The sequence below is a fragment of the Brevundimonas sp. M20 genome (genome assembly GCF_006547065.1).
Lineage (GTDB): Bacteria > Pseudomonadota > Alphaproteobacteria > Caulobacterales > Caulobacteraceae > Brevundimonas.
In genome coordinates this window covers 1,641,192-1,654,743 of the sequence record NZ_CP041243.1, presented here as the reverse complement: position 1 = coordinate 1,654,743, position 13,552 = coordinate 1,641,192, and the positions used below count along the sequence as shown (strand labels likewise).

General features: G+C 67.8%; 13 protein-coding genes and 2 tRNA genes. 9 read left to right on the top strand and 6 right to left on the bottom strand.

The genetic code is table 11. From position 1 onward, the window contains the following. Positions 1–29: 29 nt before the first annotated feature. Complete coding sequence (locus tag FKQ52_RS07880; protein ID WP_141626669.1) at positions 30–782, top strand: hypothetical protein; 753 nt, start codon at positions 30–32, stop codon at positions 780–782. Positions 783–973: 191 nt separating this feature from the next. Here FKQ52_RS07880 and FKQ52_RS07875 read toward each other — a convergent pair. Then, positions 974–1,048, bottom strand: a tRNA-Asn gene (locus FKQ52_RS07875). Between the two features lie 71 nt (positions 1,049–1,119). Between FKQ52_RS07875 and FKQ52_RS07870 the strand changes: the two genes are divergently transcribed. Both FKQ52_RS07870 and FKQ52_RS16770 read left to right on the top strand, forming a co-directional pair. Then, positions 1,120–1,923 (top strand): RNA methyltransferase, encoded by an 804-nt coding sequence (locus FKQ52_RS07870; protein ID WP_141626668.1) that lies wholly within the window; start codon positions 1,120–1,122, stop codon positions 1,921–1,923. A 92-nt stretch (positions 1,924–2,015) separates the two neighbouring features. Then, complete coding sequence (locus tag FKQ52_RS16770) at positions 2,016–2,138, top strand: hypothetical protein (RefSeq protein WP_255431454.1); 123 nt, start codon at positions 2,016–2,018, stop codon at positions 2,136–2,138. A 92-nt stretch (positions 2,139–2,230) separates the two neighbouring features. Here FKQ52_RS16770 and FKQ52_RS07865 read toward each other — a convergent pair. Next, a tRNA-Cys gene (locus tag FKQ52_RS07865) sits at positions 2,231–2,304 on the bottom strand. A gap of 117 nt (positions 2,305–2,421) precedes the next feature. Between FKQ52_RS07865 and FKQ52_RS07860 the strand changes: the two genes are divergently transcribed. The 3 genes from FKQ52_RS07860 to FKQ52_RS07850 all read left to right on the top strand — a co-directional run bounded on the left by FKQ52_RS07860 (position 2,422) and on the right by FKQ52_RS07850 (position 5,485). Beyond that, positions 2,422–3,051: a protein-L-isoaspartate O-methyltransferase gene (locus FKQ52_RS07860; RefSeq protein ID WP_141626667.1), complete on the top strand. Its 630-nt coding sequence runs from the start codon at positions 2,422–2,424 to the stop codon at positions 3,049–3,051. 124 nt (positions 3,052–3,175) lie between these two features. Continuing rightward, the gene (locus tag FKQ52_RS07855) at positions 3,176–4,681 is read left to right on the top strand and encodes a TolC family outer membrane protein (protein WP_141626666.1); all 1,506 of its coding nucleotides are present in this window, start codon (positions 3,176–3,178) and stop codon (positions 4,679–4,681) included. Positions 4,682–4,831: 150 nt separating this feature from the next. Then, positions 4,832–5,485: a DUF2497 domain-containing protein gene (locus tag FKQ52_RS07850; protein ID WP_141626665.1), complete on the top strand. Its 654-nt coding sequence runs from the start codon at positions 4,832–4,834 to the stop codon at positions 5,483–5,485. Here the strand turns inward: FKQ52_RS07850 and FKQ52_RS16765 are convergent. Continuing rightward, the gene (locus tag FKQ52_RS16765; RefSeq protein ID WP_255431453.1) at positions 5,482–5,616 is read right to left on the bottom strand and encodes a hypothetical protein; all 135 of its coding nucleotides are present in this window, start codon (positions 5,614–5,616) and stop codon (positions 5,482–5,484) included. The genes FKQ52_RS07850 and FKQ52_RS16765 overlap by 4 nt on opposite strands. Between FKQ52_RS16765 and FKQ52_RS07845 the strand changes: the two genes are divergently transcribed. After that, positions 5,615–8,422, top strand: coding sequence for a valine--tRNA ligase (locus FKQ52_RS07845; protein WP_141626664.1), 2,808 nt, complete (start codon positions 5,615–5,617; stop codon positions 8,420–8,422). The genes FKQ52_RS16765 and FKQ52_RS07845 overlap by 2 nt on opposite strands. A gap of 127 nt (positions 8,423–8,549) precedes the next feature. Beyond that, complete coding sequence (locus FKQ52_RS07840; protein WP_141626663.1) at positions 8,550–9,278, top strand: TlyA family RNA methyltransferase; 729 nt, start codon at positions 8,550–8,552, stop codon at positions 9,276–9,278. Between the two features lie 256 nt (positions 9,279–9,534). Here the strand turns inward: FKQ52_RS07840 and FKQ52_RS16425 are convergent, their stop codons facing one another. Then, a complete protein-coding gene (locus tag FKQ52_RS16425) occupies positions 9,535–10,149 on the bottom strand; it encodes a glycine zipper 2TM domain-containing protein (protein ID WP_168196813.1) in 615 nt (204 codons plus the stop codon). A 155-nt stretch (positions 10,150–10,304) separates the two neighbouring features. On the opposite strand from FKQ52_RS16425, the gene FKQ52_RS07830 reads away from it, so the two are divergent. Next, positions 10,305–11,552, top strand: a complete 1,248-nt coding sequence (locus FKQ52_RS07830) for a class I SAM-dependent RNA methyltransferase (protein ID WP_141626662.1) — start codon at positions 10,305–10,307, stop codon at positions 11,550–11,552. Here FKQ52_RS07830 and FKQ52_RS07825 read toward each other — a convergent pair. Together FKQ52_RS07825 and FKQ52_RS07820 are read right to left on the bottom strand one after the other, a co-directional pair. Then, on the bottom strand, positions 11,549–12,403 hold the full coding sequence (locus FKQ52_RS07825; RefSeq protein WP_141626661.1) for a S9 family peptidase: 855 nt from the start codon (positions 12,401–12,403) through the stop codon (positions 11,549–11,551). The genes FKQ52_RS07830 and FKQ52_RS07825 overlap by 4 nt on opposite strands. Positions 12,404–12,468: 65 nt before the next feature. Next, positions 12,469–13,542 carry a PA0069 family radical SAM protein gene (locus FKQ52_RS07820; RefSeq protein ID WP_141626660.1) on the bottom strand — a complete coding sequence of 358 codons (1,074 nt, stop codon included), beginning with the start codon at positions 13,540–13,542 and terminating at the stop codon, positions 12,469–12,471. Positions 13,543–13,552 lie beyond the last annotated feature (10 nt).

The following is a 13,552-nucleotide window of genomic DNA, read 5'->3' as shown; positions in this document are numbered from 1 at the left end:
GGCGTATTCCTAGCGGCGGGAGAGACAGGATGAAACGGGCCATCTGCGCAGTCGTCGCCGTGACGGCCCTGGGCCTGTCCGCCTGCATGCCTGAAGCGGAGCGTCCGGCCCGTGATGTGGCGGGGAATACGACCGGCTGGACCCAGCCGCCGCAGATTCTGTCGGTGCGTCTGGCCGAAGCCAGCCTGATCTTCTCCGGACGGGCGGAACCGGGTGCAAGGGTGGTTCTGCGCAGCGCGCAGGGCGCCGCCTATGCCGCCGCCGCGGATCCCGAAGGCCGATTCGAGATTCGGATGGTCAAACCGCGTGGCTCCCTGCTGCTGCGCCCCGAGACCCAGGTCGGACAGGACGCGGCCCCTTCACCAGACCGGCTGCTGATCATAGACGGGGGGCGCGGCCCGATCGCCATCCTGCGATCCGGCGGGCCGACCCGCCGTCTGGACGCCGCCCCGTCGCTCGGCGCCGTCGACAGCGACGCCCAGTCCCTTCTGGCGTCAGGCCGCACCGCCGCCCCCGGCGCGCGCGTCGAGGTCTCCGCCGACGATGAGGCGCTGCAGGTGATTTCCGGCGAGTCCGGCGTCTGGAGCGTCCTGCTGGGGCCGGTCGAGCCCGGCGCCGGCGTGGACGTCGGCGGCCGCGCCTTCATCTGGCCGGGCCCGGGCGTGGACACAGCGCCCCTGCAGGTCGAACGGGCGGGGCAGGGCTGGCGCGTCGGCTGGAGCGGGCCAGGCGGCGCCCGCCAGTGGACGTGGATGCCGGACGGCGCGCCTCCGGCTTCTTAATCCCCGGTTAACCAATTCAGCCGCACGGATGCCTTGTCTTCTCTTCTTCGAGGACACCCACCATCACCGAACTTTTTCAGCCCGGCGCTAGCGTCGGGCTTTTTTCTGCGCGAAATCCGGACGCACGAAAGCGGCCCCGAAGGGCGACGTCTTGTTCTGTCGAGTAACTTGCCGAGGCCCGAAAAGGGCGATGGCTCCGCAGGTAGGATTCGAACCTACGACCAGCCGATTAACAGTCGGCTGCTCTACCACTGAGCTACTGCGGAACAGGTTTCGCTCGGGAAGGCGGGCGCTATAGCAACGGGAATCGAATGTACGCAACAGGAAATGTCGGACTTTGAAAAACTTCCGCGTCGAAACACCCGACGATCCCCGCATCGCGGGCTTCCGCGACATACGCGAAAAAGACCTCACCGGGCGTCAGGGCCTGTTCGTGGCCGAAGGGGAGGTGGTTCTGCGCGTCCTGACCTCCGCGCACGCCCTGTGCCGCCCCCGCGCTGTCCTGTTGGCCGAGAACAGGTTCGACGGACTGGCCGACGCGCTGGAGGGCCTGCCCCATGGTGTGCCGGTCTATCTGGCCGGGCAGGGTGTGCTGGACGCCATCGCGGGCTTCCCCCTGCACAGGGGCATACTGGCCCTGGGCGAAAAGCCGACGCCGACGCCGCTGGAGACCCTGGTCGGCGGCTTCAGCGATCAGGCTCTGGTCGTTCTGGCTTGCGGGATCGGCAATCACGACAATATGGGCGGCATCTTCCGTAACGCGGCGGCCTTCGGAGCGGACGCGGTGCTGCTGGATGCGCACTGCTGTGATCCCTTCTACCGCAAGGCCATCCGCGTCTCTGTGGGCGCGGTGCTCCGCACGCCGATGAGCACAGGACTGGACGCATCACAGACGGTCGAGACCCTGAAGGCGGCGGGCTTCCGAGTACTGGCGATGACGCCCTCTGCGACAGGGACCCTGGATCAGGCGCAGGTCGGAGGACGCACGGCGATCGTGCTCGGAGCGGAAGGCCCGGGCCTGGATCAGGGAATCATCGACCGATGCGAACCGGTGGGGATTCGCATGTCTGGAGGCTTCGATTCCCTGAATGTCGCCGTCGCGGGCGCCTTGGCCCTGCATCATTTCGCGCGCCGGGCGTAAAGCGATCACCAAATCGCGATTAACGCTTTGTACACCTTGATGGAGCGCTGGACCTGTGTCGCTGTAGCCATGTCCGGGGAAGGGGCGTTGCTATGTTTGGCGGTATTCTCGTTTTCGTAAGTCGCAACGCGCGCGTCGGCATCGCCGTCGCCGTGGTCGCCGCAGCTGTCGGCGCGGCCGGAGCCATCGGCTGGATCACCGCCCCGGTCGCCTGAAGGGCAGAAAATCTTCGAGGAACGCGCGACGAAAGTCGGCGCGCGAATCTGTGCGCGTCATGCAGATCGATCTGAAGGGGAAATTCTCGCGATGGAGGCCTGAGCCGGAATCGAACCGGCGTACACGGATTTGCAGTCCGCTGCGTAACCACTCCGCCATCAGGCCAGAGAGCCCTGGAAGAACCAGGCCGTCCATCGCGAGGCGGGTTCGCTATCAGATCGGATTGTCCGCTGCAACGCACAGACCTATAAGCGCGCCAGATTTCAGCAGGATTCTTCCAAAATGGATTTCGCCGCCGCACGCAAGGCCATGGTCGACAGCCAGGTTCGGGTCAACGATGTCACGGATCGCGCCCTGCAGGCCGCCCTGCTGGCCGTGTCGCGCGAAGCATTCGTTCCCGCTGACCGCGCCTTCTCCGCCTATGCCGAGGTCGAGGTCGAGATCGCCGGTGATCGTCGCCTGATGCTGGCCCGTGACGTGTCCAAGCTGCTGATGTCCCTGCATGCCCGCGAAGGCGAGCGCGCCCTGGCCGTCGCCGCCCCCTATGCCGCCGCCGTGCTGGCGCGGATGGGCCTGAATGTCACCGCCCAGGAATCGGACCCCGCCGTGTTCGACGTCGCCGGCGCGGCCCTGGCGACCGACGGCGTCGCCACCGTCGTCGCGCCGCTGACCGCCGCCTCGGGCGAGGGCTACGATATCATCGTTTCGGAAGCCGCCGTCCCGGGCCGCCCTGAGGCCTGGTTGAAGGCCCTGTCCGTCGGCGGGCGTCTGGCCGTCGTCGAGCGCACCGGCCCCGCCGGCAAGGCCGTCCTCTATGTGCGTGGCGAACAGGGCATATCGCGCAAGGAATTGTTCGACGCCGCCCCGCCGCTGCTTGCGGAACTGGCGCCGGAGCCCACCTTCGCCCTCTAGTTGGCGTCTCCGACGGAGACCGCGGCTCGACGCGTGAAAAAAACTTAACTGGCGCGGGCATAATCCGTCCCGCATCAGGCTGTACGTTATGAGGGCGCACTCCCAGCGCCAGGCAGGAACCATCATGCTGAAACGCTCGCGCGCACTTACTTCGGTCGCCGTCATCGCCGTGATCGCCGGTATCGGCGCCCCGGCCTGGGCGGACACCCTGCAGGAAGCCATCGCGCTGGCCTACCGCACCAACCCCTCGCTGCTGGCCCAACGCGCCAACCAGCGCGCGCTGGACGAAAGCATCGTTCAGGCCCGCGCCGGCCTGCGGCCCACGCTCGATGTGACCCTGAGCGGCTCCTACACCCGCACGGATTCGCCGGTGACCGGCACGCCGCCGTTCACCTCGGGCGGCGTCGACGACAGCGACAGCGCCTCGGCCAGCATCGGTCTGGGCCAGAACATCTGGACCGGCGGCCGCGTCGCCCACGCCATCACCGCCGCCGAGGCCGACATTCTGGCCGGACGCGAGAACCTGCGTGACATCGAGCAAAGCGTTCTGGCTCTGGTGATCCAGTCCTACGCCGACGTCATCCGCGACACCGAAATCCTGCGCATCCGCGAAGCCAACCTGACGGTCCTGCGTCGTCAGCTGGACGAATCGACCGCCCGTTTCGAAGTCGGCGAGATCACCCGCACCGACGTCGCCCAGTCCGAAGCCCGTCTGGCCCAGTCGGAAGCCGATCTGGCCAACGCCCGCGCGCAGCTGTCCGTCTCGCGCGCCGCCTACGCCGCCGTCGTCGGCCAGACGCCGGGCGATCTGGCCCCGATGCCGGTCCTGCCGGGCGTGCCGTCCGACTTCGACGCCGCGCTGGACGTCGCTCTGGTCGACAACCCCGGCGTTCGCGCCGCGACCTATACGCTGCAGGCGGCTGAAGCCAATGTCGCCGCCGCCAAGGCCGAGTTCCTGCCGTCGCTGCGCGCCACCGCCAGCTACGGCGGCTCCAACGCGGACTTCGACCGCATCGGCGACATCGGCGACAACACCCGTCTGACCGCCGGCGCGACCCTGTCGGTGCCGCTGTTCACCGGCGGCCTGAACTCGTCGCGCGTCGCCCAGGCCCTGGAACGCTCGAACGCCGCCCAGATCAGCGTCGAGGGCGAGCGCCGCAACACCTTGCAGGCCGTCAGCTCGGCCTACGCCCAGTCGATCTCGGCCCGCGCCACCCTGCAGGCCGGTCAGGAAGCGGTTCGCGCCGCCACCGTCGCCGCCGAAGGCGTGCGTCAGGAGGCCCAGGTCGGTCTGCGCACCACTCTGGACGTGCTGAACCAGGAACTGGAACTGCGGAACGCCGAGGTCACCCTGGCCAGCGCCCAGCGCAACGAATACGTCGCCCAGGCCAATCTGCTGGCCGCCATGGGCAGGCTGGAAGGCCCGGACCTCGATCCGACCCTGACCGCCTATGACCCTGCCGCCAACTACCAGCGCGTCCGCAACCGGGGCGCCCTGCCGTGGGACGGCGTTGTCGAAACCCTCGACCGTGTCGCCGCGCCGCGCATCACGCCGGCCGCCGACGCCGAGGACGCTCCGGTGGACGCCCAGCTGAAGTCCGAGATCGTGCGGACCGCGCCGCGCGACTGAAGCCTCCTGCGCGACTCTCGCGGCGGGGGAAAAACGCCCGTTGATTCCGGCGGGCTGAGATGCGACGACAATCGTGCGGGGCGGGGAACCGCTTCGCACGCCAGTTTTTCGATCAGATCGCCCGCCTGAGTGGGCGTCCGGGATACAGCCATGACCGACCAGACCGCCCAGGAACCGACGATGGAGGAAATCCTGGCGTCCATCCGCCGGATCATCTCCGAGGACGACGCGCCGGCCGAAACCGCCGCCGCGCCCGCGCCTGCGCCGGAACCCGCGCCGGCCCCGGCTCCCGAACCCGCCCCGGCGCCTGAACCGGTCATCGCCGCCGCGCCGGCCCCGGCGCCCGAGCCCGAGCCGGTCGAGGAAGACGTTCTCGAACTGACCGACACTTACGAAGCCCCGGCCACTGACAGCATCGGCGACCTGGACCTGTCTCCGGTCGCTGAGCCGGAGCCGTTCCCGGCCGAGCCGGTCAGCGAATCGGTCTTCGCCCCGCCGCCGGAAATCCACACGCCGGAGCATCCTTCGGTCCCGACACCCCATTACGACTCGCTCGTCGGCGAAAGCGCCGCCGCCAGCGCCGCCTCGGCCTTCGCCGGTCTGGCCGCCAGCTTCCAGAAGCCGGCCGCCACGCCCGCGTCGTCGTCGACCGACCTGACCTTCGCCAGCGGCTCGACCGTCGAGGCCATGGTCGCCGAAATGCTGCGCCCGATGCTCAAGGATTGGCTCGACGCCAACCTGCCGGGCATCGTCGAGGCTGAGGTACGCAAGGAAGTAGAACGTATCGCCCGCTCGGCCGGCTAAGCCTTCACCTGCACACCGATCTTCACTAGATCACCACAGGGCGGCTCCGGCGGGGCCGCCCTTTTCTTTTCGCGAACCGCCTCCAGCAGCGACACGCCGTGCGTGTCGCGATAGGCCAAAAGAATGACCATGCTCGACAAGACTTTCGATCCGAAATCCGCTGAACCCCGGCTGTACGCGATGTGGGAGGACAGCGGCCTGTTCGCGCCCCGCGCCGCCGTGGCCACGGACGGAGCCGCCGACGCCTATTCGATCGTCATCCCGCCGCCGAACGTGACCGGCTCGCTGCACATCGGCCACGCGCTGAACAACACGCTTCAGGACATTCTGGCCCGCTATCACCGGATGAAGGGCAAGGCCGTTCTCTGGCTGCCGGGCACCGACCACGCGGGCATCGCCACCCAGATGGTGGTCGAGCGCCAGATGGCCGCCGCCGGCAATGTCGGGCGGCGCGAAATGGGCCGCGACGCCTTCGTCGACAAGGTCTGGGAGTGGAAGGCCGAATCCGGCGGGACCATCGTCCGCCAGCTGCGCCGTCTGGGCTCGTCCTGCGACTGGTCGCGCGAGCGCTTCACCCTCGACGAGGGTCTGAACGCCGCTGTCCGCAAGGTCTTCGTCCAGTTGCACAAGGAGGGCCTGATCTATCGCGACAAGCGGCTGGTGAACTGGGACCCGCATTTCCAGACGGCGATCAGCGACCTGGAGGTCGAACAGCGCGAGGTCGAGGGCCACTACTGGCATTTTGCCTATCCGCTGGCGGACGGCGTGACTTACGAACACCCGATCGCCTTCGACGAGGCGGGCGAGCCGACCAAATGGGAAACCCGCGACTTCATCGTCGTGGCCACGACGAGGCCGGAGACGATGCTGGGCGACACCGGCGTGGCGGTGCATCCGGACGACGCGCGCTATGCTTCCATCGTTGGCAATGAAGTGATCCTGCCGATCACGGGCCGCCGCATACCCATCGTCGCCGATGAGTATGCCGACCCGACAAAAGGCTCTGGCGCGGTGAAGATCACCCCGGCCCACGACTTCAACGATTTCCAGGTCGGCAAGCGGGCGGGACTACGCTCCATCAACATCTTGAACCAATACGCTCAAATCCTGAGTGCAGCGGACGTCACCTATAAGGAAATCCCCGGGACCGACGCGTTAGACTACGGCCCGGAACTGTGGCTCATCGAGAATGAGATTCCTCGTGATCTGCAGGGCCTTGACCGCTTCGCCGCGCGCAAGGCCATCATCGCCCGCGCCGAGGCGGAAGGCTGGCTGCGCGAGATCGAGAAAACCAAACACGTTGTTCCGCACGGCGACCGGTCCGGCGTGGTCATCGAGCCGTGGCTGACGGACCAGTGGTACGTCGACGCCCACACCCTGGCCCAGCCCGCGATCAAGGCGGTGGAGACGGGTGCGACGGTGTTCGAGCCGAAGTCTTATGAGAAGATCTATTTCGAGTGGCTGCGCAACATCGAACCGTGGTGCGTGTCGCGCCAGCTGTGGTGGGGGCACCGGATCCCGGCCTGGTACGGGCCGAATGGTGAGATCTATGTCGCCGAGACGGAAGAGGACGCCCGCGAACAGGCGATGTCGGACTATGATTCCGAGGTCATGCTGACGCAGGACGAGGACGTTCTGGATACCTGGTTCAGCTCGGCCCTGTGGCCGTTCTCGACCATGGGCTGGCCCGAGAAGACCGAGGATCTGGAGCGGTTTTATCCGACCAGCGACCTGGTCACGGCGGCGGACATCATCTTCTTCTGGGTGGCCCGGATGATGATGATGGGACTTCATTTCATGGATGAGGTTCCGTTCAAGCGGGTCATCATCAATGGTCTGGTCCGCGACGAGAAGGGCCAGAAGATGAGCAAGTCGAAGGGGAACGTCATCGACCCCCTCGGCATCATCGACGAGCTGGGCGCCGATCCGCTGCGCTTCACCATGGCCATCCTGTCGGGCACACGCGACATTAAACTGTCGAAGCAACGTATTGAAGGTTATCGCAACTTCGGCACCAAGCTGTGGAATGCGGCCCGCTTCAGCCAGATGAACGAGGCGAAGCGCGTCGAGGGCTTCGATCCCGCGACCGTCCAGCAGTCGATCAACCGCTGGATTCGCGGCGAGCTGACCAAGGCCGAACGTCAGGTGTCGGACGCCATCGAAGGCGGTCGTTTCGACGACGCCGCCTCGGCCCTGTACCGCTTCGTCTGGAACGTCTTCTGCGACTGGTATCTGGAACTGGCCAAGCCGGTCTTCCAGGGCTCGGACGAGGCCGCAAAGGCCGAGACCCGCGCCATGACCGCCTGGACGCTCGACCAGACCCTGAAGCTGATGCACCCGGTCATGCCCTTCATCACCGAAGAGCTGTGGGACAAGCTGGCGGAAGAGGGCGCGCCCCGCACCGAGGCGACCCTGATTGGCGCCGCCTGGCCGGTGCTGCCGGACAGCTTCATCGACGTCGCCGCCGACGCCGAGATCGGCTGGCTGGTCGATCTGGTCACCGAGGTGCGCCAACTGCGCGCTGAGATGAATGTCCCGCCGTCGGCCAAGCCGCCGCTGACCTTCGTCGCCCCGTCGGCGGAGAACGCCCGTCTGGTCGAACTGCACCGCCCCCTGATCCTGACCCTGGCCCGCGTGTCCGAAGTGACGCTCGCCGACGCTCTTCCGACCGGCGCCGTCTCGCTGGTCATCAACGGCGACACGGCGGCCCTGTCACTGGCCGAAATCATCGACCTGACCGCCGAGAAGGCTCGTCTGGTCAAGGAAATCGCCGCCTTCGACAGCGACATCGGCCACGTGAACAAGAAGCTGGGCAACCCCAACTTCGTCTCACGCGCCGCGCCGGAAGTCGTCGACGAACAGCGCGAGAAGCTGGCCGAGGCCGAAGCCGGCAAGGCCCGCCTCGAGGCCGCGCTAAAGCGTCTGGAAGCGCTGTGACGATCACGTTCCTCCCCCATCGGGGGAGGGGGACCGCGAAGCGGTGGAGGGGCGCCGGCTCCGGGCTCGCTTCAACACCCCTCCACCATCCTTCGGATGCCCCCCCTCCGCGGGGCGGAGAGGAACTATGACCCGCATCGACCAGCTTCTGGTCTCGCGAGGACTGTTCGACAGTCGTTCGCGGGCCCAGGCAGCCATCGAAGCGGGTCTGGTCAAGGCGGACGGCCGGGTCGTTTCGAAGCCGTCGGAGAAGGTCGCCGATGACGCGGTTCTGGAAGCCGAGGAGGCCCACCGCTTCGTCGGCCGCGCCGCCCTGAAGCTGGATCACGCCCTGACCCTTTGGCCGATCGCGGTCGAGGGCCGGACCGTGCTGGACGTCGGCGCGTCGACCGGCGGCTTCACCGAGGTCTGTCTGGAACGCGGCGCCGCCCATGTCTGGTCGGTCGATGTGGGGCAGGGGCAGTTGCACCGCCGGATCGCCGCCGATCCGCGCGTGACCAATCTGGAGAAGACAGACGCCCGCGACCTGACGCCGGACCTGATCCCGGACGCCCCCGACCTGATCGTCTGCGACGCCAGCTTCATCGGCCTGTCCAAGGTCCTGCCGGTCGCCCTCGCGCTCGCGGCGCCCGACGCCGATCTGGTCACGCTGGTGAAGCCGCAATTCGAGATGGAGACCCGCGCCGATGTGGGGCGGGGCGGGGTCGTGAAGGACGATGAGGCCCGTCAGGCCGCGCTCGCCCACGTCGCCGACTGGATCACATCACGCGGCTGGACTGTCCGGGCGACCGCCAAAAGCCCCATCACCGGCGGCGACGGCAACATCGAATATCTTCTTTGGGCGAAGCGCAGCTAACGCTGCGCTTTCTCTGTTGGGCCGCGGTCGTCGGCTCTTCGGGACCTCCCGACCCCACCCGACGCGGCCTCGCGCTTCGCGCATGCCATTGCGCCGCAGAGCCGGCGTTCGACAATGCGCTGAAGCAGTGAGCGACCGCGTCGCGAGCGTTAGCGCCCTCCAGAAATGAAAAGCCCCCGGTGGATTTCTCCACCGGGGGCCTCCGTCACATCGCCGATCGACAGGGGGGCTGAAAATAACCGGCGACGCGATCCCGTCAGTAGCCGTTGCAGACTTCCTCGTAGCGGGTCACCAGACGGCCGCTCCAATCGCGGGTCCGGGTCTCGACCGTGCGGCAACCGTAGCGGTCGCTGCGATAGTCCGAACGGTCGCCGTAACCGTAGCGGTCGTCATAGCGATAGCGGTCGTCGTAACGGTCCCGGGCGTAGCGATCATCGTAACGGCTGTCGTAGCCCCGATAGCTGTAGCCGCGGTCGTCATAACGTCCGCAGTCACGGGCCGAGTCGTTGCCGATGGCGCCGCCGACGACCGCGCCCAGAACGCCGCCGAGGATGCTGCCTTCGGTGCGGCGACCGCGCGCCGCCGCCTGCGAGCCCGCCACCGCGCCGATCCCGGCGCCGATGGTGGCGCCCGCCGCGCGCCTCTGGTTCTGATCGCTGCGGCAATAGTCGTAGCTGCTGTAACGGTCGTCGTACCGGTCGCCGCTGTAATAGCGATCGCCGTAGCTTTGGCCGTAGTAGTTCGAACCGCCGTAGCGGTCGCCCTGATAGGTGTAGGCCTGCGCCGAGGCGCTGGCGGGGACCAGCAGCAGACCGGCAGCCGCGACGGCGGCGGCGCCACAGGCGACCTTGCTGGAGAGAGAGACGGACATGGACGTCATCCTTGAACGGTTCAGACGACGACCGAACGATCCGGCCCCGCATCTGTTGCATCCCTTATGACGACGCCAAGCTGAACGGCCTTTGATCGCGCCGTTCATCTTCGTTCATGTTTCGCTCGGCGCGGATTTCCCTCTAGAAGCGCCGGATGACGGAAACGCTGACCATTTCACGCGTGGGCGGGCAGGGCGACGGTATCGCCGAAACGCCCCAAGGCCCCGTGTTCGCCCCCCTGACCCTGCCGGGCGAAACCGTGCGCGGGATCGTGCGCGACGGGCGGCTGGAGGAGCTCGAGGTCGTCACCCCCAGCGCCGACCGGATCGCGCCGGTCTCGCCCCAGTACGGCGACTGCGGCGGCTGCTCGCTGCAGCACTGGGCGGCCGGGCCCTATCTGGACTGGAAGCGCGAACAGGTCCGCCTGGCCTTGGCTCGCGAAAAGATCGACATCGAGATCGAGCCGACCGTGCCTGTGCCCGCCGGGTCGCGCCGCCGCTTGGCCCTCCACGCCCGTCGCGGTCCGGACGGCGGCGCTGTTCTGGGCTTCAAGGCGCGCAAGAGCTGGCGTCTGGTCGAGGTGAACAGCTGCCCCGTCGCCGATCCGCGACTGGTCGCGGCGCTGCCCGCGCTGGCCAGGGTGGCCACGCCGTTTCTGGAACACCCCAAGTCGGCCCCGACCCTGCACGTCACCCTGACGCTGGACGGGCTGGACGTGGATGTCACCGGGGTCGAGCGCCGCTCGGGCGGAGGCCTGTCCCGCGACGCGCAGATGAAGGCCATCAAGGCCTCGGCCGCCGCCGATCTGGCCCGCCTCAGCCTGGCGGGTGAAACCCTCGTCATGGCGCGCCAGCCGCATGTGGAGTTTGGCCCGGCCACGGTGCCGATTCCCGCGGGCGGCTTCCTGCAGGCCGCGCCGCCGGCCGAGCAGGCCATGGTCGACCGCGCCGTCGCGGCGGCGAAGGGGGCGAAGAAGATCGCGGACCTGTTCTGCGGCGCGGGAACCTTCACCTTCCCGCTGGCCACCGTCGCGCCCGTGATCGCCGCCGACGGCTCTGCACCCGCCATCGCGGCGCTGAAGGCCGGCTTCAGAACGGCGAAGAAGATCAAGACCATCGACGCGCAGGCCCGCGACCTGTTCCGCCGACCGATGGCCCCGTACGACCTGCGCGGCTGCGACGCCATTGTGCTGGACCCGCCCCGCGCGGGGGCGCTGGAACAGACCCAGCAGATCGCCCAGACCAGGGCCACGACCGTGGTCTACGTCTCATGTAATCCGGTGACCTTCGCCCGCGACGCCCGCGTGCTGCTGGACGCCGGCTTCCGGCTGGAGAGCGTCACCCCGGTGGACCAGTTCCTCTGGTCGGCCCACGTCGAACTGGTCAGCGTCTTCCGGCGCTAACTTCCCAACGCCGCCGTAAGACGCGCCACGAAGTCCGGCTGTCGGCCGACATCGCTGTGACCGGCGGCGGGGAAGACAATCCGTTCGACCGTATTGCCCTGCGCCTCAAGAGCCCGGGCCAGGTCACGGCTGAGGGCCGGGGGCAGGGTGTCGTCCTTGCCGGCCTCCAGAACCACCACCTTGCCCGGATAGCCGTTCAGGGCGGTCGGGATGTCGACGGCCTCCAGCGCGGGGGCGAGCGTCACGCGCACGAAGGGCCGCATCAGGCCGACCTGCTGGTTCACGGTCGCCCGTGCGCCCGGCGTGGTGGTCTCCAGCACCAGTACATCAGCTCGGGTGCGCACCGCCATCTCGGAGCAGACGATGCCGCCCAGCGAGTGGCCCCAGACGATCAGCCGGCGCCCCTCGGCATCCGCCTGCCGCCGGGCCTCATCGGCCACCACCTCGCCGACGGCGCGGAAATTGGCGAAGCTGTCCGGACCGGCGGTGCCGCCATAGCCCGGATAGTCGAACATCAGGGCGTCGCCAAACGGCGCCAGAATCTCGGCGCGCGACCCGCCCGCCGCCTCACGCCGGAACATGTTGCCGCCGCAGAACAGGATCAGGGGCCGCGTCGTCTCGGATGACCGCACGCGCGTCGCCCCGATCGGGCCTTGCGCATAGCCCAGGACAACAGTTTCGGCCCCCTCCGGCGGCGGATTTGAGGGCAGCGTGATGTTCTCCTGCGTCAGCCGCGCATCCGGCCAGAAGAAAGCCCGCTCCGGCACATCGACCTTCATGCAGGCGGTCAGGGCCATAGGCAGGATCACGGCCGCCGCCAGTCCCGCCGCACGCGTCTTCCGCAGGATCATCGGTCGCCTCACTGACATCAACCTTGGCAGTTCGCATCCGGAACTCACCCTTGTCCAGAGCCAGGTCAGGCCGCGTCGAACAGATCCATCTGTTTGCGCGCCGAGGCCGGCACCCTGAATTTCGTCTCGTCCAGCAGATGGCGCGGGGCATCCAGCCCGTACCGCTTCACCGCCGCCCTGAACCGGGTCCCGATCAGCTCCGCCACCGGCCCCGTGCCCTTCATCCGATGCGACCAGTCGGCGTCATAATCCTTGCCGCCCCGCGTCTGGCGAACCAGCGACATCACCCGCGCCGCCCGGTCGGGGCGAGCGTCCGCCAGCCACTCGCGAAACAGGTCCTTGATCTCCAGCGGCAGACGCAGGGTCACATACATGGCTGTCGTCGCCCCGGCCTTCGCCGCCGCCTCCAGAATGGCCTCCAACTCATGATCGTTCAGCCCGGGGATGACCGGCGCGAAGCCCACTCCGACCGGCACGCCCGCATCCGCCAGCCGGGAAATGGCCTCCAGCCGCTTCGCCGGCGTCGAAGCGCGCGGCTCCATCGCCCGCGCCAGCTTGCGGTCCAGCGTCGTGATCGAGACGAAGGCCGAGGCCAGCCCGTCTCGTCCCATCGGTCCCAGAATGTCCACGTCGCGCGCGATCAGCACCGACTTGGTGATGATGCTGAACGGGTGATTGAACCGTTGCAGCACCTCCAGAATCGACCGGGTCGACTTCAGCTCGCGCTCAACCGGCTGATAGGGGTCGGTATTGCCGCCTATGTGGATGCGCTTGCAGACGTATCGCGGCTTGCAGAGTTCCTGCTCCAGCAGACCTGCTGCCCCCGGCTTGAAGAAGAGCCGGCTCTCGAAATCCAGGCCCGGGGATAGGCCCATCCAGGCATGGGACGGACGGGCGTAACAGTAGATACAGCCATGTTCGCAACCTTTGTACGGGTTGATGGAACGGTCGAAACCGATGTCCGGACTGGTGTTCCTCGCGATGATCGTCCGGGCCGCCTCAGGCGTCAGGGTGGTGCGCAACGGCGCCGCCTCGGCATCCTGATCGGTCCAGCCGTCATCGAAGGCCTCGACCGTTTCGGGCTCAAAGCGTCCGGTCGCATTCGACCTCGCACCCCGTCCTTTCGCCGTCTCGACCATAGGAGAACGA